This is a genomic window from Rubrivirga sp. SAORIC476, assembly GCF_002283555.1.
Lineage (GTDB): Bacteria > Bacteroidota > Rhodothermia > Rhodothermales > Rubricoccaceae > Rubrivirga.
The window spans coordinates 35,955-61,683 of the sequence record NZ_MVOI01000015.1 but is presented as its reverse complement, the minus strand read 5'-3'; the positions used below and the strand labels follow the sequence as shown (position 1 = coordinate 61,683).

Sequence of the window (25,729 nt, the reverse complement as noted above, 5' to 3'; positions counted from 1 at the left end):
GGCCATAGTGTGTGGCGTGGTTCGGGGTGCGGGGTCCGACCGCGACGCCTCACCGGGCACGCGACGCGGAACGCGCAACGGCGACTCAGTCGCTGTCAGTGGGAGAGGCAGCCAGCTCCACGATGCTCGCCTCCACCTCGAGGGCGGAGAAGGGGAGGCCCTGGACCTTCGACAGACCCTGGGCATCGACCAGGAACCGGTCGCGGAGGACGTGGACGAGCTGGCCGCCGTTGAGCTCGGGCACGAGCACGTGGCGGAACCGGCCCAGCGCGTCGCCGAGGCCGGGGGGGAGGGGGTTGAGCCAGCGCAGGTGGGCGTGTCCCACGCGGAGGCCGCGGGCCTGCGCGCCCTGGACGGCTTTCTTAATGGACCCGTACGTGGAGCCCCAGCCGACGACCAGCACGTCGCCTTCGGCGTCACCCTCGACCTCCACGTCCGGGAAGGCGTCGGCGATGCGGGCGACCTTCTCGGCGCGCGTCTCGGTCATCCGCTGGTGGTTCTCGGGGTCGTAGGAGACGCCCCCGGTCCGGGCGTCCTTCTCGAGCCCGCCGATGCGGTGCTCCAGGCCCGCTGTGCCGGGCGTCGCCCAGCCGCGCGCCAGCGTGTCCTCGTCCCGGACGTATGGGAGGAAGGCGCCCTCGTCGGTGACCGCCGCTGTGCCCACCTCGGCGAAGGCGACCGGGATGTCGGGCAGCGCGTCGACATCCGGCAGGAGCCAGGGCTCGGAGCCGTTGCCGAGGTAGCCGTCCGACAGAACCACGACCGGCGTCATGTACTGGAGCGCGATGCGGGCGGCGTGGAAGGCGGCCAGGAAGCACTCGCCGGGGGTCTTCGGCGCGATCACCGGCGTCGGCGCGTCGCCGTTGCGGCCGTAGAGGGCCATCAGGAGGTCGCTCTGCTCCGTCTTGGTCGGCATCCCGGTGCTCGGCCCGGCCCGCTGCACGTCGATCACGACGAGCGGGAGCTCCACCATCGTCGCGAGGCCGAGGAACTCGCCCTTGAGCGCCATGCCGGGTCCGGAGGTGGCCGTCACGCCGAGCGCCCCGCCGAAGCTGGCACCGATGGCGCTGCCGATAGCTGCGATCTCGTCCTCGGCCTGGAAGGTCTTGACGCCGTACGCCTTGTACTTCGCGAGCGCGTGCAGCAGGTCCGAGGCGGGCGTGATGGGGTAGGTCCCGTAGAACACGTCCAGGCCGGACTTGACGCCAGCGGCCACGAGCCCGAGCGCCAGGGCCTCGTTGCCCTTGATGGCCCGGTACGTGCCCGCGGGCAGGTCGGCCGGGGCGACCTCGTACCGAGCGACGAAGCTCTCCGAGATGTCGCCGTAGTGATACCCCGTGTCGAGCGCACGGAGGTTGGCGTCCCGGATCTCGGGCACCTTCGCGAACTTGGTCCGAATCCACGCCCGCGCGGGCTCGATCGGGCGCGTGTACATCCACAGCGAGAGGCCGAGCGCGAACATGTTCTTCGCCCGGTCCATCTCCTGCTTGCTGAGGCCGGTCTCGGAGAGCGCCTCGTGGGTCAGCCTCGTCAGCTCCACGTCGTGGCGCTCGTAGCCGTCGAGCGTGCCATCCTCCAGCGGGTTCACGTCGTAGCCCGCCAGGGACAGGTCCCGCGCGGTGAAGCTGTTGGTGTTGACCAGCACCGCACCGCCCGGTCGCACGCGCGCCAGGTTGACCTTCAGCGCGGCCGGGTTCATGGCCACCAGCAGGTCCACCTCGTCGCCGGGCGTGAGGACGGCGGCGCTGCCGAAGTGGAGCTGGAAGCCCGACACCCCGTAGAGCGTGCCCGCGGGGGCGCGGATCTCGGCCGGGAAGTCGGGGAGCGTCGCGAGGTCGTTGCGGGCGTGCGCGGTCGCCAGCGTGAACTGGCTGCCGGTGAGCTGCATCCCGTCGCCGGAGTCTCCGGCGAAGAGGACCACGACATCGTCGAGGGCGAGGGTGGGGACCCCGCCGGGGAGGGACGGGCGGTCCGGGGTGAGGGCATCGGTCATGGCGGTCCGTACGCACGCGAGCGGACCGTGATTCTCGCCTCGCCGGTGTGGGAAGCCCTCCGCCGCTCCCTGGGGACGGTTCGCGCCCTTTTAACCCGCTGCCGGGTCAGGGGCGGCAGGCTGTGCTGCCGGAGGGCGAGCTGCAGATGGGTGCGCTGTCCGAGGGTATTCATGGAACAGCGGAGGGGCGACGGCCGGTTAACGCCCCCAACGATCCGCTGCCGTCCTCCGGCGACGTGCCCCCCCATGTCAGACCTCGTCCACGACCTGTTCGCCCGCCCCAAGCCCGTCGTCGCGGTGATCCATGCGGGGCCCTCACCGGGTGTTCCGGGGGGGAGCGGAGTGCGCGCTGCGGTAGACCGGGCGGTCGCGGAGACACGCCTCCTCGTGGAACTCGGGGTAGACGGTCTGCTGGTCGAGAATGCCCACGACGCGCCCGCGCTCGGCGACGACCAGACCGGGCCGGAGGTGGTCGCCTACATGACCCACGTGGCCCTCGCCGTCCGGCGCAACGCTCGGCGCCTGCCCGTGGGCGTCCGCGTGCTCCACGCCGATCGCGCGGCGCTGGCCGTGGCGCTGGGCGCCTGCTGCCACTTCGTCCGCGTGGACGGCTGGGCCGAGGACCCTGCCTCGGCGGGCCGCTTCCACCGGTACCGCGAGTCCCTGGGTGCCACCGCGATCCCCGTCCTCGCCGACTTGCGCCCCTCGTCTGTCGAGGACGTGGCCAGCCTCGTCGCCGCCACCGAGGTGACCCATCCCGACGCGCTGATCGTGCTCGGCCCCGCGGTCGGGTACCCGTCGCCCCCCGGCGTGGTGGACGCGGCCTGCGAGGTGGCCTCGCTGCCCCTGTTCTGCGGTGGCGGCCTCGACGGCCACAACCTGCTCGACTACCTCGGCGCCGCGGATGGCTTCTTCGTCGGCAGCGGCCTCAAGGAGGACCGCCGCTGGCAGGCGCCCGTTTCCGAAGCCGAGGTGCGGCGGCTGATCGGCGCCGTCGAATATGCGCGCGGACAGGAGGTCCGCCAGTAGCCCCGCCCCCATGGTTTCCTACGACGCTACCACCGAGACCGTCACGGTCTCCGTCCGCCCGGCCTACCTCGACGGCAAGTCGGACGTGCTTGAGCAGCAGTTCGTGTTCGCCTACTTCGTCCGCATCGAGAACCACGGGGCGGACGAGGTGCAGTTGCTGCGCCGGACGTGGACCATCACAGACGCCGACGGCCACGTGCAGCACGTGGAGGGCGCGGGCGTCGTCGGCCGCCAGCCGGTCATCGCGGCGGGCGAGGCGCACGAGTACCACTCGATGTGCGTCCTCCGCACCTTCGAGGGGACGATGGAGGGGACCTACCTGATGCAGCGAGAGGGCGGCAGCCGCTTCTCCGCACGGATCCCGCTGTTCCACCTCGTCGCCCTGGCGAACTGAGGCCGCCCGCCCCGGCACCGAGGCGGACGCCCCGGCACCGAGGCGGACGCCCCGGTACGGGTCAGCCGGCCTGGATGCGGATGACCGTCCCGTCCTGCGCCGTCACCAGCATCTCCGAACCGTCGTCGCTGAGGCGGTACGCGGCGATCGCGTCGGGGAAGACCTCCGGCGGCGTGCCCATGTGGAAGAACGCGTCGGCGACGACGCCCCAGTCCTCGGGCGTGAGCGCGACGGTCGCCTCGCCGTCGGCCGCGACGTACGGATAGTAGGCGAGCACCTTGTTGAGGTGGTTGATGGCTTGCTTGACGTGGAGGCCGGGATCCATGGGGTGAGGGGTGGTGGACTGAGGGGTGATGGGCCGATCTCGCAGATTTGTTTCCGCCGAGCCGGCCGGCCTCGGTCGCGCTGCCGAGGTGGACGGAATGTGGGGACCGAAGGGGCGGGGCGGGTGGCGCCCGGCGCGGAGCGACCGGATCTTCCCGTACCCCGTACCCCGTACCCCGTACCCCGTACCCCGTACCCCGTACCCCGTACCCCGTACCCCGTATGCCCACCGTCGACGCCCCGCCCGCCACCACGACCGCCGCCGAAGAGGCCTACCTCGGTGTCGTCGAGCGCGTGCTGACGTCGGGCGTCCGCAAGACGAACCGGACGGGGATGGACACGATCGCTTCGTTCGCCGAGCACTACCGCGTCGACCTCGCGGAGGGCTACCCGCTGCTGACCACCAAGAAGGTCTACTTCGCGTCCATGCTCCGCGAGGTGCTCTGGTACCTCTCCGGCGCCGACCACATCCGCGAGCTCCGCCAGCACACCAAGATCTGGGACGCCTGGGCCGACGAGGCCGGAGACCTGCAGACCGCCTACGGCCGCTTCTGGCGCCGCTTCCCGGTCCCCGCGTCCGGCGCCGCGCTGGGCGGCGAGGTCTGGGCCGACACCGACCACCCGAACGTCCGCCGCGAGGCCGACGGGTCGCTCTCGTTCGACCAGATCGGCTACGTCCTCGACACGCTCCGGCGCGATCCGATGAGCCGCCGCCTCGTCGTCAGCGCGTGGCACCCGGCCAACGCGGCCGTCAGCCGTCTGCCGCCGTGCCACTACACGTTTGCGTTCCAGGTGACGCCGTCCGCCGACGGGCCGGATCTTTTGAACTGCCACCTGACGCAGCGCTCGGCCGACCTCGCCCTCGGCGTCCCGTTCAACCTCGCCTGCTACGCGCTCCTCACCCAGGTCCTCGCCGAGGCCGCCGGCCTTCGCCCCGGCCACTTTGCCCACACCCTCGTCGACGCCCACATCTACGTTGACCACGTGGACGGGCTCCGGGAGCAGCTCTCGCGAACGCCCACGCCCGCTCCGCGCCTCGTCCTCGCCCGCCACGCCGACGGTCGCGCCAAGGAGCCTGACGAGCTGGCCTTCGACGACGTGACGCTGGAGGGCTACGCCCCCCAGCCCGCCATCCGCTTCCCGGTCGCGGTCTAACCTGTCGCGGGCTGCGTGTTGCGCAGCCCGCTCGCATCCTCTGTCGTGATCACGCCCCCCACACGCCACACTCCAGAAGTCGTCCTGATCGCCGCGGTCGCCGAGGCGCCCGGCACGGAGGGCGACCGGCTCATCGGCGACGGCATGGACCTGCCGTGGCACCTCCCGGCGGACCTGAAGCGCTTCAAGGCGCTCACGCTCGGGTATCCGCTCGTGATGGGGCGGAGGACGTTCGAGAGCCTGCTCCACCAGTTCGGCGGACCGCTCCCGAACCGCGAGAACGTCGTCCTGACCCGGCACCCGACGCACGTCGACCATCCCGGCATTCACGTCTACAGCGGGCTGCCAGAGGCCATGGACGCGTTCGCCGACCGCGAGCGCGTGTTCATCGGCGGCGGCGCGGGCGTATACGCGTCCGTGCTCGACCCCGAGAGCCCGGTCCAGGCCGACCGGCTGGAGCTGACGCTGGTGGAGGGCACGTTCTCCGGCGACACGTTCTTTCCGCCGTACCGTCACCTGCTCGCCGAGAACGGCGGCCCCTTCCGCCTCGCGGAGTCGGTCGCCCACCCCGCCGAGGCGGGCCGACCCGCGTTCCGCTTCGAGACGTTCGTACGCGACCGGTAGGCCGATGGACGATGCCTTCCCCTTCGTCCACGTGAACCACGATGGGACGGTGCGCGAGGTCACCGACAGCGAGCAGGCCTTCCTGACGACGACGTTCGCGCCGGACGACGGCACCCGCCCGTACGTGAAGGCGGCGATGGAGGACCGGGACGGGCAGGGGCAGGTGTCTGGGTTCATGGCACGCGCGAACCTCCCTCCGGGAACGCCTGTCCGGTCGGTCAAGCGCCGTCAGGACACGTGGAATGCGCGTCGGCTGCCGTTCGAGACCCACACGGCGCGGACCGACACGGGCTTCCCGATGATCTACGTCAACCACGACGGGACGGCGCGTGAGGTCTCGCCCGAGGAGCGTGTCTACCTGACGGCGACGTACGCACCCGGTGACGGCAACCGCCCCTACGTCAAGGAGACCTATGGCACCCTGACGCCTGACGGCTTCCAGTGGGGCTTCATGCACCGCGCCCGGCTTCCCGACGACGTCACCGTTTGGCCCGTCAACCCCCGGTTCGACGAGATTGTGCGCACGCGTTCCGTGCCCTACCGAGAGATGTCGATCCGTGAGGCCGAAGCGGTCGGCGACCTCGTGACGCCCCTGGAGGATGGGTCGATCATGTTCTCCCCGAACCCGGACATCCCGCACGCGGAACGGATGGTGCGCTACCGCCGCGTCCGCCTGGAGGTCCAGTTGGAGCGCGAGGCCTGGGCGCGTGGCGAGGACGACGCCGGAGACTGACCCGGCACTTGCGTCCCCTTCCGCCTCGGCGAGTCGGTCGCCCACCCTGCCGAGGCGGGCCGACCCGCGTTCCGCTTCGAGACGTTCGTCCGGGAGGGGTGAACGCAAAACGGCCCTCTCGCCGAAGCAAGAGGGCCGTGGTCGGGATGGCGGGATTCGAACCCACGACCTCCTCGTCCCGAACGAGGCGCGCTACCGGGCTGCGCTACATCCCGAGGTCCGGCGAGCCGGAATCCGGGGCCGGGCGAACCGGCGAGCGACATGATACGCACGCCGCGAGCCGCACCGACCCTGCGGCCCGGTGAAGCGCGCACGAACCCGCTCGGCTACCGGTCGGACTCGTACATCGTCTCGACCAGCTCCGCGAAGCGGTCCTCGATGAGACGCCGCTTCAACTTCATTGTCGGCGTCATGAGGTCGTTGTCGACGGTGAAGGGCTCCGGCGCGAAGCGGTAGGTGCGGACGCGCTCGTGGCTCGCGGCGCCGGCGTTGTAGGCTGCGAACACGTCGTCGAACAGGGACAGGAGCGCAGGCTCGGCCAGCATCTGCTCCCGCGGGCCCGTCGGGAGGTCCCGTGCGTTCGCCTCCAGCGCCAGCACGTCCAGGTCGGGCACGACGAGCGCGGACAGGAACGGCCGCCCCTCGCCGACGACCATCAACTGCGCCACGAGGGGGCTGGCCGAGAGCGCGGCCTCGATGGGGCCGGGGTAGACGTTCTTCCCGCCCCCGGTCACGATCATGTGCTTGATCCGGTCGGTGATGCGGAGGTAGCCGCCCTCGAAACGCCCCACGTCGCCGGTGCGGAACCAGCCGTCGGCGTCGAAGGCCGCGGCGGTGTCCTCGGGGCGGTCCCAGTAGCCGGGCATCACGCCGGGGCCGCGGGCCAGGATCTCGCCGGGCGCCGTGGTCACGTCGAGCGGGTAGGCATCGCCCTCCACCTCGGCGAGCACGTGACCGGTGTCGAGCGACCGGATGCCGACCGTCACGCCGGGCATCACCCAGCCGACCGTGCCATACTGCGGCGCATCGGTGGGGTTGGCAGCCAGGATGGGCGCCGTCTCGCTCAGGCCGTAGCCCTCGATCAGGCGGATGCCCGCGGCCTGGAAGAACGCGCCGATCTCCTCCGGCAACGCGGCCCCGCCGCTGATGGCGTACTTGATGCGCCCGCCCAGCTTCTCGTGCAGCGTCGAGAACACGAGCCGCTGCGCGACCGCGTGCTGCGCGCGGAGGTGCGGCCAGACCGTCCGCCCCTCAGCCTCCCGCCGGGCGACGGCCGTTCCCACGTCGACCGCCCACGCGAACAGGCCGCGCTTGACCAGCGAGCCCTCTGCCACGGACCGCTGGATGGTCGCGTACACCCGCTCGAACAGGCGCGGCACCGACACCATCAGCGTGGGGCGGACCTCCGGGAGGTTCTTCGAGATGGCGTCGATGGACTCGGCGTAGACGATCTGCGCGCCCGCCGCCAGCACGGTCGAGTACCCGGCCGTCCGCTCGAAGGCGTGGCTGAGGGGCAGGAACGACAGGTGCACGTCGTCCTCGGTCACGTCGATCCGCTCCAGCGCCGCGTGGACGTTCGACATCAGGTTGCGATGCGTCATCATGACGCCCTTCGGCTCGCCCGTGGTGCCGGAGGTGTAGATGAGCGCCGAGAGGTCGTCGGGCGTCACCACGGCCTCGTCGAGCGTCACCGCGTGGCGGGCGCCCTCGGCGAGCGCGTCGGCCCAGGTGGTGACCGGGGTGTCGGGGCGGGCCTTGCGCGGCTCCGCCATCGACACGATGGCCCGGAGATCGGGGCAGTCGTCGTAGGCGCGGTCGGCCTTGCGGAGTTGGAGGCCGGTCGAGACGATCAGCACGACGGCGCCACTGTCGCGGACGACGTACGCCACCTGGCTGGCGGGCGTGGTCGTGTACAGGGCGACGGTGACCGCGCCCAGGACCTGCGTGGCGAGGTCGGCGACGGCCCACTCGGGACGGTTCTCGCTCAGGATGGCGACGCGGTCGCCCGCGCGCACGCCGCGTGCGTGCAGGAACCCGGCCAGCTGGTGGACCCGCTCGTGGAGATCTTCCCACGGGATGTCGGTCCAGGTCTTGGTCGCTCTGTCTTTGTAGCCCAGCGCCGCCTTGCCCGTCCCGGCGTAGTGGGCGGAGAGGCGGTGGAAGAGCTGGGGCGCGGTCTCGAACGGGACGACGGCAGGCATGTCGGCTGGAGGAGGGCGACGGGAAGGCTACGAACGAAGGGGCGCTGTCCGACTCGTCCCGGCTCCTGGGACGGGTAGTGAGTCTGCATCAGGGCACGGACCCCGGGGCGCGCGATCCTGGTGGTGCCTCCAGCCCGACTCCCATGCGCATCGCCCCGTTTCTTGTCCTCCTCGCCCTGCTCGTCGGCTGTGACGCCGTCGACTCCACCGAGCCCCAGGCCCGCATCCCGGACGGGTCGTTCGTCGAAGGTGTGGCGACTCTGCCGGACGGCTCGACGTTCGCGTTCCGCTCCGAGGGGGAGGCGTACGCTGGGAAGAACGCGTCCGACCACGACTACTTCTTCTTCGGGACGCGGCACGTCTACCCCTCGCCGACGCCCGATGCGATGGAGGTCGCGATCGCGTTCAACCAGCCCTACCAGTCGTCGCCCGTGATGGGCGCGTTCGAGACGCGGTTCTGGGACCCGGACCGGGAGTGGGTCCAGGCCTATTTCCACATCACCAACGTGCCCGGGCTGGACGCGGCCGACCCCGGGGCCCGCACGACGCTGAGCGAGTGGTTGCCCATTGGGACGATGGACGTGGCGCGCGACCGTCGCGGATGGCTCGTCGGGACCTTCGAGATGGACGCCTACCGCTACCCGACGCCGGGCGACTCGACGCGGATCGCGCGTGTCGAGGGGAGCTTCGAGGTACCGATCAGCCCGAGGCGCTGACTGAGGCGGTCAGTGCCGGGTTGTGAACGACACGGTGTGGAGTGGGAGCGGCTCGCATCCCGTCGGCGTCGTGCGGCACGGCAGGACCGTGACGGTGTAGGCGTCGCCGGGCACGAAGGGCTCCGGTTCGCCCGCCTCGGCGCCGCGCCCGTCGGGCGGGTAGATGCCCGGTGGCGGACCCAGCGCGCGGACGGCGAGTGGGGGCTCCAGCAGATCCGGCCCTCGTCGGGGGTGCGCAGGACCGGCCGTCGCTCGCCACATGATCCGCCCGGTGGCGGCGTGGCGAACCTCGACCCAGAGCGCTCCGGCCTCCCCCCAGGCGATCTCAACGGTCCCGCCGGCCGTCTGACGGACCTGCGCAGCCGGGTGTCCGGGGGAGTGGGTAGGCGCCTGCGGGGGCGAGGCGCAGGCAGCCAACAGCCCCGCGAGGAGGAGAAGGCGTGTTCTCACCGGACGTCGACCCGCTCGTTCACGCTGAAGCGGCCTCTGTAGACCGTCCCGTCGTAGCCCACCACCGAAACGGTGTACACGGTCCGGGGCGTCAGCGCAGCGGGGGGGACCAGGACGCGAGGGCGGGGGCCGAGGTGGCGGTCGTACCGCTCGCCGTAGGTCAGCGGCGGCACGATCGGCCCGCGCCGCTGGGCGCCGTGGGAGGTGTCACCCTCGGCGACCTCCCACACGACCGTCGGCCCACGTAGGACCGTCACCCGGGCCGCGACGGGCGCGTCCCACCGGAACACCGGCGGCTGGACCGCACCGTCGGCCTGCACCACCTCGACGCGGACGCCCGGCGGGGCGGCCTCGGGCGGCGCCGAGGCGCACCCACCCAGGAGCAAGGCCGCGACGAGGAGACCGGACCGCATCAGTCGTTCTGCCCGGTCCGGATTCCCAGCGGCAGTCGGGTGCCGGGGGGGAGATCCACGCCGGGCGGGAGCGTGATCCCCGCCGGGCTGCTGTCGCGGGCTGAGAACCGACCGTAGGAGAACAGGGTCGGCGTGGGAGGTCGGGTGGGGTGTGGAATGGGGGTGGCGTAGCCGCTGTAGGTGCCGCGCACGCGTCCGTCCGAGATGGAGGAGATCCAGACGTAGCCGGACGTGTAGACGTAGGATCGGTCGTACGGCGCCGAAAGTCCGCTGAGTACCTCGCCGGGCCCAGGCGGGGTCTCCGAGAAGGCATTGAGGATCCGGTAGATCCCGGCTCGGAGCGGCGTGGCGGTGTGGCCGACCGTCATGGTGTAGGTGCCGGGGTAGTTCAGGTTGCAGCCGTTGGTGAGTTGCAACTGCCAGCCGGGCGCGCCCATCATGGCCCCGTTGACGAAGAACACGGGGCCGCCCACGTTGGTCTCGTTGGCGAAGCCCGTCCACGAGCCCAGGCCGCCGTGGATGCCACCGAGGGTGTCCCAGATGTCCGGGCAGTCGCCGGAGGTCACGATGGGAGGGAACCCCCCGTCGCCATCGCCCTCCCCGCCGCCTGGTCCGTCGGGGTCGGTGATGGCATGAAAGCGCCCGACCAGCCGGATGGAGGTCTCGGTGGCGTCCGCCTCGACGCGCACGGCGGCGAAGTCGAACGCGCCGAGAGTGTGGTCGTCGTCGGTCTCGGTGATGGTGAGGCGGTTTCGAGAGCGCGGTGACTGGGCGCCGCTGCTGTAGGCCCCAACGGAGAGGTCGCCGAGGCGGAGGTAGGCGCGGGCGGCATCGTCCTCCACCACGTCGCGGGCGTCGGCGAAGGCCGCGCCATCGAGGTCGGGCGCGGTGGCCCGTTCGATGGCTACGAGGTCCTCGCCGTCGTCCAGCACGAGCGTCCAGCCACCGAGGGCTGCCGGGTAGGCGTGGACCGCCGCCCAGCCTTCGACGAGGCGTTCGGCGCCGTCGGCCTCCGTGATCGTCAGGTCGAATGTGCCGGGTGCGAGCGGAGACGGGTCGGGCTGGGCCAGCGCGACGAAGGGGAGCAGGAGGAGCCAGAGAAGCCAGCGCATGGGCGAATCGGGGAGGGTGCCGAAACCTCTCGGATCCGAAGCCTCGTCGCCTCACCCGTCGATGTGATTCGGGTCGTCCGCTGTGCGTGCGGGCGGCAGGCACCGCGCGATGGCAGAGGGGCTGCCGCGTCCGCCGAGACGGGCGCACCGCTCCACACGCCTCACACCCGCCCCAGCACCTTGGCCGCCGCCTCGGCGCGGGAGCGGACGTGCATCTTCTCGTACACGTGGCGAACGTGGGTGCGGACCGTGTCGAGCGAGATGAACAGCTGGTCGGCGATCTCACGGTAGCGGTGGCCCTGGACCAGCAGGTCGAGGATCTCATGCTCGCGCGGCGTCAGCGGCGTCTCGTCGACCGGCACAAGCGGTGGGCGGTGGAACGCCTCCACGACGCGGCGCGCGATGCCACTCGACATCGGCGAGCCGCCCGCGACGAGTTTCCGGATGGCGTCCAGCAACTCGTCCGGCGGGGTCGTCTTGAGGACGTAGCCGGTCGCTCCGGCGCGGAGGGCTTCGAAGACCGAGTCGTTGTCCTCGTAGACCGTCAGCATCATCGCCTGGACGGTCGATCGCCGCCGCGTCAGCTCGCGGACGGCCTCGATGCCGCTCATGCCCGGCAGGCCGATGTCCATCAGCGCGACGTCGAGGCGGAGGCCGCCCCCGCGCGGGGGGGAGAGGGCGTCCAGAAAGGCCTCGGCGTCGGCGAAGGTGGCCGCGCAGGCGAAGCCGTCGGCCGCGTCGACCAGCGCCGCGAGGCCCTCGCGGACGTCTTCGAGGTCCTCGACGATGGCGACGGAGATGGACACGGGGGTGGCGGGGAGCGTGGGGCAACCTAGGGCGCGGTCTCCATGCGGGGCCTCACATCAACGGACGATCCGCCCGGCGGGCTGACGAGCGGAATGTCGAGCCTGACCGTGCAGCCGGTCCCCGGCGCCGAGGTCACGGCGAGGGTGCCGCCTGCGTCGCGTGCGCGCGAGGCCATGTTGCCGAGTCCGTTGCCACCGATGAACCGGGCCGCCGCGCCGTCCCCGCCGGCCTCGGTGAAGCCGCGGCCGTCGTCGCGGATGGTGAGGAGGACCCGCCCTGCGACCACCTCGAACGAGACGCCGACGGCGTTCGCCTCGGCGTGTTTGGCCGCGTTGTGTAGCGCCTCCTTCAGCACGAGGAGCGCTGTCCGGCGGATCTCCGCGGAAACCGGCACGTCGGGCAGGCGAGCGGGAAAGGCCAGGCGGGCCGTCAGGGCGTGGGCGTCGAGGTAGCGGGCCGCGTGCTCACGCAGGTAGCCTGCCAGCGCAGGCAGGCGGTCGTTGCGCGGATTGACCGCCCACACGATCTGCCCGAGGCGCTCCAGCATCAACCGCGACGAGTCGGCGATGCGAGTCAGCCGCTCCTCGGTCACCGCCGCCTCGCCGAGCTGGCGCCGCGCCACCTCGGACAGCACCGCGATCTCGCTCAGGCTCGCGCCCACCTCGTCGTGCATGTCGCGCGAGATACGCGACCGCTCGGCCTCCAGCGCCCGCTGCGCTTCCAGCGCGGCCAGCTCGCGCCGGTACCGTCGCCTTGATACGTCCCAGCCGACGCCCGCCACCAACCCCAGCAGCGCCAGCGCCGTGAGCCACTGGAACCAGGCCGTCTGGTGGAGCGCCGGGCGGACGACGAGGGGCACCACGGTCTCGGCCCCCCAGATGCCGTCCGCGTTGGCGGCGCGCACCCGGAAGGCGTACCGACCGGGGGGGAGGTTGGTGAAGTTGACCCGCCGCCGGTCGCCGACCTCGACCCAGCCGTCGTCCCAGCCGTCCAGCCAGACCGCGTAGCGGCTCTGGTGACCGTTGAGGAAGTCGAGCGCGGCGAACTCGATCTCGACCGTCGTCTCGTCGGGCGCTAGCGACACGCCCTCCGGCCCGACGTACCGCTCGGTGGTCGTCCCGGCCCGTGTCGATCGGTGGACGGCCGTCAGCACGACGGGGGAGACGGGCGCGGGGGCATCGAGCGCATCGGGGTGGAAGACGGTCACCCCGCGGTCTCCGCCGAAGTACATCGTCCCGTCGGCGTCGCGGAAGGCGGCCCCCCGGTTGAACTCGACATTGCCGACCCCGTCCTCGACGGTGAACGCCCGGATGCGGGGCGTGGCGGACTCGTCGTAGCGGGCGAGACCGCGGTTGGTCGAGATCCACAGCCGCCCGGCGTCGTCTTCGAGGATGCCGTAGACCACGTTGCTGGGCAGGCCGTCGGCCGCGGTGAGGTGACTGAAGTGTCCATCCCCCTCGTAGCGGCTCAGCCCGCCCTGCGTCCCGACCCAGAGCCGACCCCGGCGGTCGAGGTGCAGGGCGATGGTGGCGTCGTCGGAGAGGGAGGTCGGGTCGTCCGGGTCGTGACGAAATCCCTCGAACGCGTCGCGGGCAGTGTCGTAGCGGTAGAGGCCATCGGAGGTCCCGACCCAGGCGCCGCCGGGAACCGTCCGGATGGCCTGGATGCCACTCGCGAAGGGCGCCGCCGTCGAGGCGGTGTCGCCGCGTGCGGTCTTCCTCCAGAGCCGGCCTCGGAACCCGAACCAGAGGGTCTGGTCGGCGTCGGTCCAGAGCCCCTGGGCGCCCTCGGGGTTGTGCGGGTCCTGCCCTGCATCGAGAGCGACGCGTCGGACCCTGGAGGGCCGGTCGAGGTCGACGGCGTCGAGGCTGAGGCCAGTCCCGATCCAGAGGGTGCGGTCGTCGCTGGCGAGGGCCCAGATCCAGTCGTGCGTCGGGCTGCCAGCCGGACCCGAGCGGTAGCGCGTGACGCGCCCGTCTGCCCCGATCCGGTTGAGGCCGCCACCGAGGGTGCCCACCCACATCGTCCCCTGCGCGTCGCGGTGTATGGAGAGGATGATGCCACTGCCGAGCGAGTTCGGGTCGTCGGGGTCGTGGGCGAGGAGCCGGAACGGAGGGGGCGCGGGCGCGGCGCGGTGGAGACCCCAGACGGTTCCCGCCCAGAGGGTGCCCGTCCGGTCGTGGTGTAGCGCCGAGACCCAGTTCTGGGTGGGGATGTCGCCGGGGAGGCGGAGCGAGTGGCGCGCGAAGGTGCCGTCGGCGAAGGAGAATCGGTAGACGCCGTCGTAGGTGGCGAGCCAGAGGCCGGTCGCGTCCGGGAGAATGGTGCCGACGGCCAGCCCGGTGCCGTAGCCCTGCACCACGGGCATGGGGCCGGGGACCCTCTCGATGGCGCAGCGCTCTCGGTCGAGCCGCCCGAGGTGGACGCCCCCGACCCACAGGGTCCCGTCGGGCGCCTCGGCGAGGGCGTGGAAGGCGTCGGACGAGCCGGTCGGGTGCCCCCACCCGGGCGGGGCGTCGACGCGTCGCGCGCGGCCGTCGGGGGCGTAGGCTTCGAGACCGTCGTCGGAGGTCACCCAGAGGGTCCCATCGCGGGTCGCGAGCCCACCGGTCGGCGCGGTCCGCTGGAGCCGGGAGCGGACGCGGACGAAGCGGTCCTGGGCCGCGTCGAAGCGGTGGAGCGCCAGCGAGTCCGCCAGCCAGGCGGCACCGTCCGGCCCGACGAACAGCCGGACGTGCGCGTGCTCGTAGCGGCGGACCTCGTCATGGGCGGGGCCGACGAGCCGGGCGACCCCGGTGGGGCGCTGGTCCGTGGCCTCGGTGACCGCCCAGAGGTCGCCCGTGGCGTCCTCGATCAGTTGGCGGACCACGTTGCCGGGCAGCGACCCCGCGTCGAACGCCTGGCGGCGCCAGGTCCGCATGGTGTAGCCGTCCCAGCGGCCCAGCCCCTCGCGCGTGGCGAACCACAGGAACCCCTGCCGGTCCTCCAGCACCTCGTAGACCGACGACTGCGGGAGGCGCGGCTCGATGACCACGGCCCGCTCGAATAGGGCGGTGCCGGGCTGCGCGCGGCCGACGACGGCCAGCGTGGCGAGGGAAAGGAGGAGCAGCAGGCGCACGGGCCAACGGGGCCGGACCTCAGAGGATAGAGCGGGCTCCGCGAACGCCACGCGCTACTCCTGGCCGATGCCGCCGACGAACAGCCGCTCCCCATCCGTCCACCGGAGCCAGCCCGCCGGCGGGCGGGGGCCGGCGAGGCCGAGCGTCGAGACCCGAACCCAGTTGCCGCGGACGGCGAGAGGACGGAGGCGGACGTCGGCGAGCGGCGTGGCGAGAAGAGGCGCGTCGCTCGAAGGCCGGGAGCGCAGCGGGGTCCGCTCCGGGTCGACGGTGAGCAGGGACTGGAGCAACACGTCGGGCCAGCCGAGCACCTCTACGCGGTCGCGGCGGAGCCAGGCCGTCCGCCCGTCGGACCGGTTGGTGACGACTTCCACCCAGCCGGTGGCGAGCGTCCGCACGCGCAGGCCGATGTGGCCGCGGGCGATGTCGAGCACCTCCGGCAGGAACCACGGGGGCGCGGTCCCCACCGAGGCCCGTCCGCGACGGGGCACGAACGTCACGCTGTCCGCGGGTGCACCCGCCTCGGCGTCGGCGTCGAGGTCTGGAGGGGGGTAGAGGCCCAGCGGGGCGGGCGCGTCGGTCACCCGGGCGACGGCCAGCCCGAGACCGAGGGGCTGGGCGGGGGCCACGCCGGGGAGGCCGTGCTGAGCGGACACGGTCCCTGTGAGGCAGAGCGCCAGCATCGCCAGAAGGAGCGGAGGCCAGCGGACGGGTGCTGGAGTCTCGTCCTCCATGCCTCCTCCCCGCGTCACAGCCGCCTGAAGACAACGCGTCGGTTCTGCGCCTTGCCCTCCGCCGTGGTGTTGGACGCGGCGGGCTGGCTCTCCCCGAAGCCGACCGTCGTCATCCGCCCCCGGTCGATGCCCTGGCCCGCGAGATAGGCGGCGACGGCCGCCGCGCGGCGCTCTGAGAGCGACTGGTTGGTGGCGTCCGACCCGTCGGCGTCGGTGTGGCCCTGGACTTCGAGGCGGAGGTCGGGGTGCTGCTCCATCATCTCGACGACCTGGGCGAGGTAGCCACCCGACTCGGGGCGGAGCGTCGCGCTGCCGGTGTCGAAGCGGATCGCCGTGGTCGAGATCTCGCCATCGGCCTCCAGGTCGTCGTACAGCGAGCGCTGGCCGCCCTCGGCGATGCGGAGGTCGTCGATGTAGAGGCTGTGGCGGTACACGTTCATGAACACGTGCAACTCCGACGCGCGGGGGAACTCCCAGCGCGGCACGTTCGCCTTGCGAACACCGTTGACGAACACCTTGCAGTAGTCGCCGTCGCAGCCGAGCGCGACCGAGCCCCACTCGTTGGCGCCGTAGCCGCTGGCCGACACCTGGTCGGTGCCCGGCCACGTGAGGCCGGTGTTCTGCGTGCTGGCGTAGAGGTGGGTCGGGGGCGGGTAGGTGCAGCGGGTGTCGGGCGTGTCGTCGGAGCCGTCGGAGAAGAGGTAGATCCGGTCCCGACGCTGCGGGTCGGTGGTCATCGTGCGGAACTCGAGGGTGAACCGCTCAGGGAGCGTCTCGGGGAGCGAGATCGTGAAGCACCCGTTCCCCCCGCGCGTGTCGCTCTCGCCGACGCGGAGCACGCGGGTCGCGTCGTCGCCCGAGCCGAGCACGACCACGTCGAGGTTGCCCGCGATGTAGCCGAGGCGGGACGGGAAGTTGCCGACCCGCGAGCCCTCGAAGTCGTGGACGAAGAGGACGCGCTCGCCGGGGACGAAGTCGTAGTTGGCCCAGACGCCTTGCGGGGCGGCCATCGAGGGGCTCCCCGTGGCGCTGCCGGTGCTGCCCGCGGGCTCGTAGCCGGAGACGGGCTCGCCGTCGGCGTCCACCACGACGGGCTCCTGGCCGTGCGCGCGGGCGTCGTCGATGCACGCCTGATCGGTGACGACGCACACGATGGCGCCCTCGGCGAGGTCGAGCGTCCGGTTGGCGATGTCGAGCGCGCGCTGCTCGACGCGGCGGTCGATGTCATTGCCGACGCGCGTCTGGACGCGGTCGGCGATGGCGCCAGGGGAGCAGGCGGCGAGCCCGAAGGCCACGGCGGCGAGGAGGAGGGGGCGGGTCGGCATGGCGGTCTGGGAGACGGTCCCCCAGTGTCGCCGGCCGCCCCGTTCCGCCGCGTCACCCGATGATGTGATTCCCCGGGTTCGCGCGCCGCTGAAACCGCCGTCTGTGCTTTCGCCCCGGCGCCAGGCGAACGACGGTGCGCCGGGTGCCCCACGCTTCACCGGCTCTCCCCGCCCGCCTCGGTAGCTTCGGCGGCACACGCACGCCGCCGTGGCGGCCCGCCCGACGATGACCGAGATCCCCCGCGACCGAGGCTCCAAGCCTGCGACCCCCGAGACGCCCGCCCCGGCCTCCGCCGACGGCCCCTACGAGCCCGACGCCGTCGAGCAGACGTGGTACCGCTACTGGGAGGACGGCGGCTTCTTCCACGCCGACCCCGAGGCGGTCACCTCCGGCGCCAAGCAGCCGTTCGTGATCCCGATGCCGCCGCCCAACGTGACCGGGCGCCTCCACATGGGCCACGGCCTGCAGGACACCGTCCAGGACCTGCTCATCCGCTACAAGCGGATGCAGGGCTTCGAGGCGCTCTGGATCCCGGGCATGGACCACGCGGGCATCGCGACCCAGAACGTCGTCGAGCGGACCCTCAAGAAGGAGGGCGTCGACCGCAAGGCCATCGGCCGGGAGGCGTTCTTGGAGCACGTCTGGAACTGGAAGGAGGAGTACGGCGGCATCATCCTGCAGCAGAAGCGCCGCCTCGGCGACTCGTGCGACTGGCGCTACGAGCGCTTCACGATGGACGACGGCCTGAGCCGCGCCGTCCAGGACGTGTTCGTGACGCTCCACGAGCAGGGCCTCGTCTACCGCGGCGAGTACCTCGTCAACTGGGACCCGGACAACCAGACGGTGATCTCCAACGAGGAGGTCGACAACGTCGAGCGGCCCGGGCACCTGTGGACCGTCCGGTACCCCGTCGTGGACGCGGACGGTACACCGACTGGGGAGACCATCGACATCGCGACGACGCGGCCGGAGACGATCCCGGCCGACACCGCCATCGCGGTCCACCCCGAGGACGAGCGCTACGCCGCGCTGGTCGGCAAGACGGTGAAGGTGCCGATGGTCGGCCGCATCGTGCCCATCATCGCCGACGACTACGTCAAGATGGACTTCGGCGCGGGCGCGCTCAAGGTGACGCCGGGCCACGACGAGAACGATTTCCAGATCGGGCGGCGGCATGACCTGGAAACCGTGTCGCTGATGAACCTCGACGGGACGCTCAACGAGGAGGGCGGCCCGTACGCGGGCCTGGACCGCTTCGACGCGCGGAAGGCCATCGTCGCGGACCTGGAGGCGAACGGCCAGCTCGTGAAGACCGAGGAGCACGTCAACTCGGTCCCGATCTCGTCGCGCTCGAAGGCCGTCATCGAGCCGCTGCTGTCGCCCCAGTGGTACGTCGCGATGCAGCCGCTCGCCGACAAGGCGCTGGCGGTCGTCAACGACGGCACGATCACGTTCCACCCAAGCCGCTGGGCCAACGAGTACCGACGCTGGCTGGAGGACATCCGCGACTGGCCGATCTCGCGCCAGCTCTGGTGGGGCCACCGGATCCCGGTCTGGTACCCCGTCGACGCCGACGGCGTGCGCGACGAGGACGCTTTCGTGGTGTCGGTCGACTCGCCCGGCGAGGGCTACGTGCAGGACGAGGACGTGCTCGACACGTGGTTCTCGTCCTGGCTCTGGCCCTTCGCGACGCTGGGCTGGCCCGAGAAGACGGACGCGCTGAAGGCGTTCTACCCGGGCTCGGTGCTCGTCTCCGGGTACGACATCCTGTTCTTCTGGATCGCGCGCATGATCATGGCCGGGACCCATTTCCTCGACGAGGTGCCCTACACCGACGTGTTCATCACGGGCATGATCAAGGACAAGCAGGGGCGGTGGATGTCGAAGTCGCTGGGCAACGGCATCGACCCGCTCGACATGATCGAGACCTACGGCGCCGACGCGGTCCGCTACACGCTGGCCGTGCTCTGCGCGCAGGGCCAGGACATCAAGCTCGACGAGGGCAAGTTCGAGGGCGGCCGCAACTTCGCGAACAAGATCTGGAACGCGTCCCGCGTGTTCGGCCGCTTCGTGGAGAAGGACGCCGCCGGGCGCCCGACCGAGGACCTGCGCCGCGAGCGCGACTTCGCCGACCTCGACCTGGCCGAGCGCTGGCTGCTGACGCGGCTCCACGAGACGACCGAAGCGGTCACCGAGGCGCTCGACAAATACCGGATCTCGGAGGCCGCGCATCTCGCCTACGACTTCGTCTGGCGCGACTTCTGTGACTGGTACCTCGAAGTGTCGAAGGCGCCGCACGGCGAAACGCCGAGCCGCGAGACGCTGGCGCTCTCGACCGAGGTGTTCGAGCAGATCCTCCAACTGCTCCACCCCTTCATGCCGTTCGTGACGGAAGAACTGTGGTGGACGCTCCGTCCGCGCCAGCCGGGCGACGCGCTCATCGCCGCCGCGTGGCCCGCGCCCGACCCGGCCGAGACGGACGCCGAGGCGGCCGGGACGTTCGCGACGGTGCAGGACCTGGTGACAGCCATCCGCCAGGTGCGCGCCCAGTACAACGTGCCGCCGTCCCAGGACGTCCGCGCGCTCATTGTGACCGGCGACGCCGCCACGGCGACGGCGCTGGAAGGCGCGCGTGAGTACGTCGAGCGCCTGGCCGGGCTCTCCGCGTTGACGCTCGGCGCGGACCTGGACAAGCCGAAGGCGAGCGCCGCGGTCGTCGTGGGGCCGCACATCGTCTACGTGCCCCTGGAAGGCATGATCGACCTCGACGTGGAGCGGGCGCGCTTGCAGAAGGAGATCGACGCCAAGCGGGGCTTCCTGGGCGGCGTCGAGAAGAAGCTCCTGAACGAGGCGTTCGTGAGCCGCGCGCCCGAGGCGGTCGTCGCCAAGGAGCGGCAGAAGGCGGACGACGCGAAGGCCGAGATCGCGGCGCTGCAGGCTAACCTCGCCGACCTCGGATGACGGACCTCCCCCGCCTCGGCACCGCGGCGGGGGAAACGAGGCGGTGAACGAACCGGAGGATCGAGACGTTACCCGGACCCGTCTCCCGCCACAGCACCCATGCTCCGCCCCCTTCTGCTCGCTGCCCTTCTGCCGTTCGTCGGGTGCTCCGCGCCCGCCCAGGTCGATCCCGGCGACGGGCCCGTGATCGGCCCCCAGATCCCGTCCGGCCCGGCCGCGGAGCGCTCGCCGGACCTCGACGCCGCCCGCGAGCGCTGGGCCGACGCTGGACTGGACGCCTACACGATGACGCTCCAGCGCATCTGTTTTTGCCCGTCGCCCGACTACACGGGTCCGTTCGAGGTGACCGTGCGTGACGGCGCGGTCGAGACGGTCCGCCTCGACGGCGCGACGGTGGACGACGAGCGCGGGGTGTCGGTGGACGACCTCTTCGCGCTGATCGAGGAGGCCTACGAGCGCAACGCGGCGCGGGTCGAGCTGGAGTTCCACCCCGAGCTCGGCTACCCCACGAGCCTCGGCATCGACTACGACACCATGATGGCGGATGAGGAGATCGCCTACCGTGTCTCCGACCTCCGCGCGTCCGACCGGTAGCATGCGCGCCCTGCCTCTCATCCTCGGCCTCCTCCTCGTCGCGGGCTGCGACACCGACCCCATCGTCGGCGGCGAGGCGCTGACGCGGGGCCAGGTCGAGGCCGCCCGCGCCAGCTTCGTCGCCTCGGGCGCCGACTCGTACGTGCTGCGCTACGCCATCGACTGCTTCTGCCCGCCCAACGAGGTCGAGGTCCGCGTGGCCGACGGAGCGGTGGCCGACGTGTCGTGGACGAGCTACGAGGCCGCCCCGCTGACGGTGCTCGGCCTCTACGATCTCGTGCTCGACGCCTACCGCCAGGATGCCGCGTTGGTGCGGGCCACCGTCTCGGCGACGGAGCCGCGGGTGCCCGCCGACATCTGGATCGACTACGACGAGGCCATCGCCGACGAGGAGATCGGCTACCGCGTGCTCTCGTTCGACGCCCGGTAGCGGCGGAGCGTCGCCATTCTTCAACCGCTCCACAGATCCCCCTCAGACAAGCCGGGCGGTCCGGCGCGTTCTTGAGCCCCGATTTCCCCCCCCCGACGCCGTGACTCGTCTTCTCCCGCTCGTCCTCGTTCTCGTGCTCGCCGCCTGCGGCAGTGAACCGCCCGCGGCGGACGTCACCGGCCTGCGGCTCCAGCGCGAGGGCACCGCCTACCCGACGCTTCAGGGCACACTCGTCAACCGGGGACCAGGGGCGATCTCGTCTGCCGACGTGTTCGTGACGCTCTACGACGCCCAGAACCGACCCATGGACGACGTGCTGGTCCAGGTCCGCAACGTGGCCGATGGGGACTCGGCGCGCTTCGAGCAGCGGCTGGACCTCCAGGCGGGGGCGGCCAAGCTGAAGTACGTCGGTGTGAACTGATGAGGAGCGGGTCAGGGCAGAGATGAGGTTTCGGCCGGGCGGCCGCACCGGGCACCAAGCGGGTTCGGGCGGCGTGTATGCGCCCCGCCTCCTCCCGTCATGACTCCTCGCGCCTACCTCTCCGTCCGACCGCTGCCGTTCGGATACCACCTCGATCAGGCCGCCGGGGTCGAGTGGATGAAGGCCGCCCTCCGTCGGGCCGCGGCTGAGGACGAGTCGATCGACGCCGACCGCGCGATCCGGTACTACGACATCGTCTCACGGCGGTCGAGCATCGAGAACCGCTACTCGGCCATCGACGACTACACGCACCAGGACTGGGACCGGATGGCGCTCCACGCTCCCGCGACGGGCGAGGACGGCCTTCCGGCGCCGTGGCATCAGGCGCCGCTGGACCGCCGGATGGCGCTCTACTGCGAGACCGCCGAGCAGGTCGCCCGCGATGCCTTCGCCGCCGACGACGCGCCGCCGGACATCGCGATGCAGGTCTCGTGCACCGGCTACGACAGCCCCTCCGCGGTGCAGCGGGCACTGGCGGATCGCGGCTGGTCGGGCGACGTCCGCGTGCTGACGGTCGGTCACATGGGCTGCTACGCCGCGCTCCCGGCCGTCGCGACCGCGGCCGACGTGGTGACCGCCGAGGCGGGGCGCAAGGCCGACGGCGACGCCCGCGCCACCCTTGTGGACATCGAGTTCTGCACGCTCCACCACTACCCAGCGACGACCGACCCCGAGCAGATCGTCCAGCAGTGCCTCTTCGCCGACGGCGCGATCCGCATCGACGTGACGGCCCAGCCGGGCGAGGCGACGTTCGCGCTGATCGACCACAGCGAGGCCATGATCCCGGACACGCTCGGCGAGATGACGTGGCGCCCCGCCTCGGACGGGTTTCGGATGACGCTCAGCCGCGCCGTGCCAGATCACATCAAGGCGAACGTCGCGGGCGTGATCGAGGCGTTCCTCGCCCGTCACGGCCTTGCCGTCGAGGACGTGGACGTGTGGGCCATCCATCCGGGCGGCCCGCGGGTGATCGAGAGCACCGCCGAGGCGCTCGGGGTGGACCACGCCGTCAAAGCGCGTCACAGCCACGACGTGCTCCGCGAGCGCGGCAACATGTCGTCCACGACGCTGCCCCACATCTGGGACCGGATCGCACAGGACGAGACCATTGCGTCGGGCGCGGTCGTCTGCTCGGTGGCCTTCGGTCCGGGGCTGACGGTGGCGACGAACCTGTTGCAGAAGGTCTGATCTCACTGACGCGGAATGGCCTCGGCGAGTAGCCATCTGCTACCGTCGGCGTGCGGCTTTCACGTCGGAGCGGCAGGGGAGAGGGTTACTTGTCTCCGCCACTCCGTTCCCAGCCTCGATGCCAGAGATCAACAACGCCTTCTACGACGACCTCGGCCACCGCTGGTTCGAGGACGACGGGCACGCGATCGCGCTGCTGCGGGCGGAGGGGCGGCTGAAGCTGGCGTACACGCACGAGGTGCTCGCGCGGCACGGCATTGGGCCGGGCGCCCGCGTGCTGGACGTGGCGTGCGGCGGCGGCCTGATCGCGCTCCCGCTGGCCGAGGCGGGCTACCGGGTCGAGGGCATCGACCTGTCGGGGAACTCGCTGGAAGAGGCGCGGCGGCGCGTCCCCGAGGGCGCCGACGCCACGTTCCGGGTAGGCGACGCGACGGCGCTGGAGGCCGAGGACGCGACGTACGATGCGGTGCTGCTGTTCGACATGCTGGAGCACGTCGAGGACCAGGCGGGCGTGATCGCCGAGGCCGCGCGGGTCGTGAAGCCGGGTGGCGTGGTGCTGTTCAACACGTTCAACCGGACGCCGCTTGCGTGGCTCGTCGCGGTGAAGGGTTTCAAGTTCGTCGTCCGCGAGGCGCCGGATCACATCCACGTCTGGCGCCTGTTCCTGCCGCCAACCGACCTGGCGGACCTCGCCGCGCCGCATGGGCTGACGGTCGAGGAGGTCCACGGCGTCCGCCCGACGCTGGACGGGGCGTTCGGCCGGTCGCTGCTGCGCCGTCGCGTGGATCCGGCGTTCTCGTTCACGACGGTCCGCTCGCTGGCGGTCGGCTACATGGGGACGGCCGTGCGGTCCTGACCGCGCCCGCCTCGGCGCCGAGGCGGTGGAGTCAGGCGCCGAGCGTCTCCCGGATGCGGACGATCTGCTGCTCGTGGCCCATGTCGTGCGCCGCCAGCAGCGTCACGATCTGGCGGACGCTCTCGATGCCGCGCTCGCTGTGGTGCCCCTCGCGCGTCCAGTCGGTCTCGGTGAGAGTGCGGAGGAAGCGAATGGTCATGCGGCGCCCCGCCACGTAGTCCTCGACGGCCTCGTCGAGTGTGCCGCGCAGATACGAGAGGCGCTCGGCCCAGGCCTCCTGGTCGTAGCCCGGAATGTCGGGGATGCGGCCGGGGTCGGCGGCGACGAGCAGGCGGAGGCGGTAGCCGTAGACGACCTCCGAGTCGGCGAGGTGGCGGACGACCTGGAGCACGGACCACGCGCCGGGGGCCTCCGGACGGCGAGCGGCGTTGTCCGACAGGTGCGTCACGGCGTCCGCGATGCGGTCGGGCGCGGCGGCCAGCAGCGGGACCGGGTCGCGGTCGCCGACGAGCGCCAGGCGGGAGGCCACGTAGGCGGCCGGGTCGTTGGCGTCGTAGGCGGGGAGCGGGGTCATCGCTGGACGGGAGGGAGGCGCGGGACATCCGGGTCGGTGGGGACCGGCAGGGGCTCGGGGCCGCAGAGGGCGACGAGGCGGGCCGCGGCCTCGTCCACGTCGAGGCGGACCGCGTCCACCTCGGCGACGATGTCGACCGGCTCGCCCGCCCAGGTGTCGGAGTCCGCCGGGGCGATGTAGCGGTAGATGCTCTGGCCGGTGCGCACGGGGCCCTCGAACAGGCCCGTCTCCTCGACCGGCGCCCGGAGCGGGATCGGGTCGCCCTCGTCGGCCAGCAGGCCGAGCGGGGTGAGGACGGTGTAGCCGTGGTTGATGGTGCGCGCCATGAGCGCGGGGCAGTCGTCACGCAGGCGGTAGACCACGTGCGCGTCCACGACGCCGCCGACCTCGCCGGGGCCGAACACCGCCGCGACGGTGTCCACGACGGTGGTGCAGCCCGACACGGCGACGAGAGGGATGAGGAGGCCGAGGGAACGGAGCGAGGAGCGCGTCCGGCCTCCCTCCATGCCGCCTCCCGTATCCCTCCGCCTAAACATGTCGCTCGGCGTGGTAGGAGCTCCGCACGAGCGGGCCGCTCTCGACGTGCTCGATGCCGAGGGCCTCGCCCTGCTCTTTGTACCACGCGAACACGTCCGGGTGGACGAACTCCTCAACCGGCAGGTGATGGCGCGTCGGCTGGAGGTACTGGCCGATGGTCATCACGTCGACGCCGTGCGCCGCGAAGTCGGCCATGAGGCTCACGACCTCGTCCTGCGTCTCGCCGAGGCCGACCATGATGCCGGACTTGGTGCGGAGGCCGTACTCGGTCTTGGCGAGCTGGATCACGTCGAGCGACCGCTGGTAGTCGGCCTGGGGGCGGACGCGGCGGTACAGGCGCGGGACGGTCTCGACGTTGTGGTTGAGGACCTCCGGGCGGGCCTCGAAGACGGTCTCCAGCGCCGAGCGCACACCGCGCATGTCGGGGATCAGCACCTCGATGGTCTGGCCCTGGGCATGCACCAGGCGGATGGTCTCGGCGAAGACCGGCGCGCCGCCGTCCTCGCGGTCGTCGCGGTTGATGGAGGTCACCACGACGTGCTGGAGGCCCATCAGGCGGGCCGCCTCGGCGACGCGGCGGGGCTCGTCCATGTCGAGCTCCTTCTGCTCGGGGCGGCCCGTGAGCACGGCGCAGAACGAGCAGCCGCGCGTGCAGACGTTGCCCAGGATCATGAACGTCGCCGTGCCCGCGCTCCAGCACTCGCCCATGTTGGGACAGCGGGCGGACGAGCAGACGGTGTGCAGGTCGAACTCCTCGATCGTCTTCTGAACGTCGCGGAAGGTCTCGCCGTAGGGCAGCTTGGCGCGGAGCCACTTCGGGCGTCCGCCGGGCCGGTTGGCGACCTGCGGCTTCTGGACGACGGGCAGTTCGAGGGCGAAGCCGTCGCCTTCGGACTCGATGGCGAGGTCGGCGGCGACGGGGGCCTGCTTGAGGGCGACCTCTCCGGGTCGGCGGGCAGCGGGGCGGGCGGTCTCCAT

The 25,729-nt window shown here is 71.8% G+C and carries 25 protein-coding genes and 1 tRNA gene; 12 read left to right on the top strand and 14 right to left on the bottom strand.

Features of this window, described 5'->3' with window-relative positions:
* Positions 1-85: 85 nt before the first annotated feature.
* A complete protein-coding gene (locus tag B1759_RS17990; protein ID WP_095516466.1) occupies positions 86-1,993 on the bottom strand; it encodes a 2-oxoacid:acceptor oxidoreductase subunit alpha in 1,908 nt (635 codons plus the stop codon).
* A gap of 246 nt (positions 1,994-2,239) precedes the next feature.
* Between B1759_RS17990 and B1759_RS17985 the strand changes: the two genes are divergently transcribed.
* Positions 2,240-3,022, top strand: coding sequence for a BtpA/SgcQ family protein (locus B1759_RS17985; RefSeq protein ID WP_158225338.1), 783 nt, complete (start codon positions 2,240-2,242; stop codon positions 3,020-3,022).
* 10 nt (positions 3,023-3,032) lie between these two features.
* The gene (apaG, locus tag B1759_RS17980) at positions 3,033-3,416 is read left to right on the top strand and encodes a Co2+/Mg2+ efflux protein ApaG (RefSeq protein WP_095516464.1); all 384 of its coding nucleotides are present in this window, start codon (positions 3,033-3,035) and stop codon (positions 3,414-3,416) included.
* Positions 3,417-3,477: 61 nt separating this feature from the next.
* Here the strand turns inward: apaG and B1759_RS17975 are convergent, their stop codons facing one another.
* Positions 3,478-3,741, bottom strand: coding sequence for a hypothetical protein (locus B1759_RS17975; protein ID WP_095516463.1), 264 nt, complete (start codon positions 3,739-3,741; stop codon positions 3,478-3,480).
* Positions 3,742-3,962: 221 nt separating this feature from the next.
* On the opposite strand from B1759_RS17975, the gene thyA reads away from it, so the two are divergent.
* From thyA to B1759_RS17960, 3 genes are read left to right on the top strand one after another with little or no spacing between them, the layout of a single operon-like run.
* A complete protein-coding gene (thyA, locus tag B1759_RS17970; RefSeq protein ID WP_095516462.1) occupies positions 3,963-4,895 on the top strand; it encodes a thymidylate synthase in 933 nt (310 codons plus the stop codon).
* Positions 4,896-4,940: 45 nt separating this feature from the next.
* Complete coding sequence (locus tag B1759_RS17965; RefSeq protein ID WP_198949010.1) at positions 4,941-5,519, top strand: dihydrofolate reductase; 579 nt, start codon at positions 4,941-4,943, stop codon at positions 5,517-5,519.
* 4 nt (positions 5,520-5,523) lie between these two features.
* Positions 5,524-6,252 carry a hypothetical protein gene (locus B1759_RS17960; RefSeq protein ID WP_095516461.1) on the top strand — a complete coding sequence of 243 codons (729 nt, stop codon included), beginning with the start codon at positions 5,524-5,526 and terminating at the stop codon, positions 6,250-6,252.
* A gap of 138 nt (positions 6,253-6,390) precedes the next feature.
* Here B1759_RS17960 and B1759_RS17955 read toward each other — a convergent pair.
* Positions 6,391-6,467: transfer RNA gene (locus B1759_RS17955), tRNA-Pro, on the bottom strand.
* Between the two features lie 111 nt (positions 6,468-6,578).
* Entirely contained in the window at positions 6,579-8,453 is a 1,875-nt protein-coding gene (locus B1759_RS17950) for a long-chain fatty acid--CoA ligase (RefSeq protein ID WP_095516460.1), read from the bottom strand.
* A 143-nt stretch (positions 8,454-8,596) separates the two neighbouring features.
* Here B1759_RS17950 and B1759_RS17945 point away from each other — a divergent pair, with 143 nt between their 5' ends.
* Positions 8,597-9,169 carry a hypothetical protein gene (locus tag B1759_RS17945; RefSeq protein ID WP_095516459.1) on the top strand — a complete coding sequence of 191 codons (573 nt, stop codon included), beginning with the start codon at positions 8,597-8,599 and terminating at the stop codon, positions 9,167-9,169.
* Between the two features lie 9 nt (positions 9,170-9,178).
* Here the strand turns inward: B1759_RS17945 and B1759_RS19485 are convergent, their stop codons facing one another.
* From B1759_RS19485 to B1759_RS17910, 7 genes are all read right to left on the bottom strand, one after another.
* Entirely contained in the window at positions 9,179-9,619 is a 441-nt protein-coding gene (locus B1759_RS19485; RefSeq protein WP_143537477.1) for a hypothetical protein, read from the bottom strand.
* Positions 9,616-10,032: a hypothetical protein gene (locus tag B1759_RS17935; RefSeq protein ID WP_095516457.1), complete on the bottom strand. Its 417-nt coding sequence runs from the start codon at positions 10,030-10,032 to the stop codon at positions 9,616-9,618. The genes B1759_RS19485 and B1759_RS17935 overlap by 4 nt, the downstream gene beginning before the upstream one ends.
* Positions 10,032-11,144, bottom strand: a complete 1,113-nt coding sequence (locus B1759_RS17930) for a hypothetical protein (RefSeq protein WP_095516456.1) — start codon at positions 11,142-11,144, stop codon at positions 10,032-10,034. Before B1759_RS17930 ends, B1759_RS17935 begins: the two co-directional genes overlap by 1 nt.
* A 161-nt stretch (positions 11,145-11,305) precedes the next feature.
* Positions 11,306-11,950, bottom strand: coding sequence for a response regulator transcription factor (locus tag B1759_RS17925; RefSeq protein ID WP_095516455.1), 645 nt, complete (start codon positions 11,948-11,950; stop codon positions 11,306-11,308).
* A 26-nt stretch (positions 11,951-11,976) separates the two neighbouring features.
* On the bottom strand, positions 11,977-15,069 hold the full coding sequence (locus B1759_RS17920) for a two-component regulator propeller domain-containing protein (RefSeq protein ID WP_095516454.1): 3,093 nt from the start codon (positions 15,067-15,069) through the stop codon (positions 11,977-11,979).
* Positions 15,070-15,123: 54 nt separating this feature from the next.
* A complete protein-coding gene (locus tag B1759_RS17915; RefSeq protein WP_143537476.1) occupies positions 15,124-15,804 on the bottom strand; it encodes a hypothetical protein in 681 nt (226 codons plus the stop codon).
* Between the two features lie 14 nt (positions 15,805-15,818).
* On the bottom strand, positions 15,819-17,129 hold the full coding sequence (locus tag B1759_RS17910) for an OmpA family protein (protein WP_095516452.1): 1,311 nt from the start codon (positions 17,127-17,129) through the stop codon (positions 15,819-15,821).
* A gap of 226 nt (positions 17,130-17,355) precedes the next feature.
* Between B1759_RS17910 and B1759_RS17905 the strand changes: the two genes are divergently transcribed.
* The 6 genes from B1759_RS17905 to ubiG all read left to right on the top strand — a co-directional run bounded on the left by B1759_RS17905 (position 17,356) and on the right by ubiG (position 23,640).
* Positions 17,356-20,091 carry a valine--tRNA ligase gene (locus B1759_RS17905; RefSeq protein ID WP_095516629.1) on the top strand — a complete coding sequence of 912 codons (2,736 nt, stop codon included), beginning with the start codon at positions 17,356-17,358 and terminating at the stop codon, positions 20,089-20,091.
* Positions 20,092-20,190: 99 nt separating this feature from the next.
* Positions 20,191-20,685 (top strand): DUF6174 domain-containing protein, encoded by a 495-nt coding sequence (locus B1759_RS17900; RefSeq protein WP_095516451.1) that lies wholly within the window; start codon positions 20,191-20,193, stop codon positions 20,683-20,685.
* A gap of 1 nt (position 20,686) precedes the next feature.
* The gene (locus B1759_RS17895) at positions 20,687-21,115 is read left to right on the top strand and encodes a DUF6174 domain-containing protein (protein WP_095516450.1); all 429 of its coding nucleotides are present in this window, start codon (positions 20,687-20,689) and stop codon (positions 21,113-21,115) included.
* Positions 21,116-21,215: 100 nt separating this feature from the next.
* Positions 21,216-21,536, top strand: a complete 321-nt coding sequence (locus B1759_RS17890; RefSeq protein ID WP_095516449.1) for an FxLYD domain-containing protein — start codon at positions 21,216-21,218, stop codon at positions 21,534-21,536.
* 99 nt (positions 21,537-21,635) lie between these two features.
* Positions 21,636-22,784: a 3-oxoacyl-[acyl-carrier-protein] synthase III C-terminal domain-containing protein gene (locus B1759_RS17885; RefSeq protein ID WP_095516448.1), complete on the top strand. Its 1,149-nt coding sequence runs from the start codon at positions 21,636-21,638 to the stop codon at positions 22,782-22,784.
* A 118-nt stretch (positions 22,785-22,902) separates the two neighbouring features.
* Complete coding sequence (gene ubiG / locus B1759_RS17880) at positions 22,903-23,640, top strand: bifunctional 2-polyprenyl-6-hydroxyphenol methylase/3-demethylubiquinol 3-O-methyltransferase UbiG (protein WP_095516447.1); 738 nt, start codon at positions 22,903-22,905, stop codon at positions 23,638-23,640.
* A gap of 31 nt (positions 23,641-23,671) precedes the next feature.
* Here the strand turns inward: ubiG and B1759_RS17875 are convergent, their stop codons facing one another.
* Genes B1759_RS17875 through lipA form a run of 3 tightly spaced genes read right to left on the bottom strand, consistent with a single transcriptional unit; the run spans position 23,672 to position 25,729 of the window.
* Positions 23,672-24,214: a DinB family protein gene (locus B1759_RS17875; RefSeq protein WP_095516446.1), complete on the bottom strand. Its 543-nt coding sequence runs from the start codon at positions 24,212-24,214 to the stop codon at positions 23,672-23,674.
* The gene (locus B1759_RS17870; RefSeq protein WP_095516445.1) at positions 24,211-24,720 is read right to left on the bottom strand and encodes a hypothetical protein; all 510 of its coding nucleotides are present in this window, start codon (positions 24,718-24,720) and stop codon (positions 24,211-24,213) included. The genes B1759_RS17875 and B1759_RS17870 overlap by 4 nt, the downstream gene beginning before the upstream one ends.
* 22 nt (positions 24,721-24,742) lie before the next feature.
* Complete coding sequence (gene lipA / locus B1759_RS17865; protein ID WP_095516444.1) at positions 24,743-25,729, bottom strand: lipoyl synthase; 987 nt, start codon at positions 25,727-25,729, stop codon at positions 24,743-24,745.

Excerpts from the sequence above, each read along its gene's own strand:
- B1759_RS17895 (WP_095516450.1), top strand. The coding sequence starts at position 20,687 with ATGCGCGCCCTGCCTCTCATCCTCGGCCTCCTCCTCGTCGCGGGCTGC.
- B1759_RS17930 (WP_095516456.1), bottom strand. The coding sequence starts at position 11,144 with ATGCGCTGGCTTCTCTGGCTCCTCCTGCTCCCCTTCGTCGCGCTGGCC.
- B1759_RS17905 (WP_095516629.1), top strand. The coding sequence starts at position 17,356 with ATGACCGAGATCCCCCGCGACCGAGGCTCCAAGCCTGCGACCCCCGAG.
- B1759_RS17935 (WP_095516457.1), bottom strand. The coding sequence starts at position 10,032 with ATGCGGTCCGGTCTCCTCGTCGCGGCCTTGCTCCTGGGTGGGTGCGCC.
- B1759_RS17915 (WP_143537476.1), bottom strand. The coding sequence starts at position 15,804 with ATGGAGGACGAGACTCCAGCACCCGTCCGCTGGCCTCCGCTCCTTCTG.
- ubiG (WP_095516447.1), top strand. The coding sequence starts at position 22,903 with ATGCCAGAGATCAACAACGCCTTCTACGACGACCTCGGCCACCGCTGG.
- B1759_RS17990 (WP_095516466.1), bottom strand. The coding sequence starts at position 1,993 with ATGACCGATGCCCTCACCCCGGACCGCCCGTCCCTCCCCGGCGGGGTC.
- B1759_RS17975 (WP_095516463.1), bottom strand. The coding sequence starts at position 3,741 with ATGGATCCCGGCCTCCACGTCAAGCAAGCCATCAACCACCTCAACAAG.
- B1759_RS17870 (WP_095516445.1), bottom strand. The coding sequence starts at position 24,720 with ATGGAGGGAGGCCGGACGCGCTCCTCGCTCCGTTCCCTCGGCCTCCTC.
- B1759_RS17885 (WP_095516448.1), top strand. The coding sequence starts at position 21,636 with ATGACTCCTCGCGCCTACCTCTCCGTCCGACCGCTGCCGTTCGGATAC.
- B1759_RS17875 (WP_095516446.1), bottom strand. The coding sequence starts at position 24,214 with ATGACCCCGCTCCCCGCCTACGACGCCAACGACCCGGCCGCCTACGTG.
- thyA (WP_095516462.1), top strand. The coding sequence starts at position 3,963 with ATGCCCACCGTCGACGCCCCGCCCGCCACCACGACCGCCGCCGAAGAG.
- B1759_RS17945 (WP_095516459.1), top strand. The coding sequence starts at position 8,597 with ATGCGCATCGCCCCGTTTCTTGTCCTCCTCGCCCTGCTCGTCGGCTGT.
- B1759_RS17910 (WP_095516452.1), bottom strand. The coding sequence starts at position 17,129 with ATGCCGACCCGCCCCCTCCTCCTCGCCGCCGTGGCCTTCGGGCTCGCC.
- lipA (WP_095516444.1), bottom strand. The coding sequence starts at position 25,729 with ATGGAGACCGCCCGCCCCGCTGCCCGCCGACCCGGAGAGGTCGCCCTC.
- B1759_RS17950 (WP_095516460.1), bottom strand. The coding sequence starts at position 8,453 with ATGCCTGCCGTCGTCCCGTTCGAGACCGCGCCCCAGCTCTTCCACCGC.
- apaG (WP_095516464.1), top strand. The coding sequence starts at position 3,033 with ATGGTTTCCTACGACGCTACCACCGAGACCGTCACGGTCTCCGTCCGC.
- B1759_RS17900 (WP_095516451.1), top strand. The coding sequence starts at position 20,191 with ATGCTCCGCCCCCTTCTGCTCGCTGCCCTTCTGCCGTTCGTCGGGTGC.
- B1759_RS17985 (WP_158225338.1), top strand. The coding sequence starts at position 2,240 with ATGTCAGACCTCGTCCACGACCTGTTCGCCCGCCCCAAGCCCGTCGTC.
- B1759_RS17960 (WP_095516461.1), top strand. The coding sequence starts at position 5,524 with ATGGACGATGCCTTCCCCTTCGTCCACGTGAACCACGATGGGACGGTG.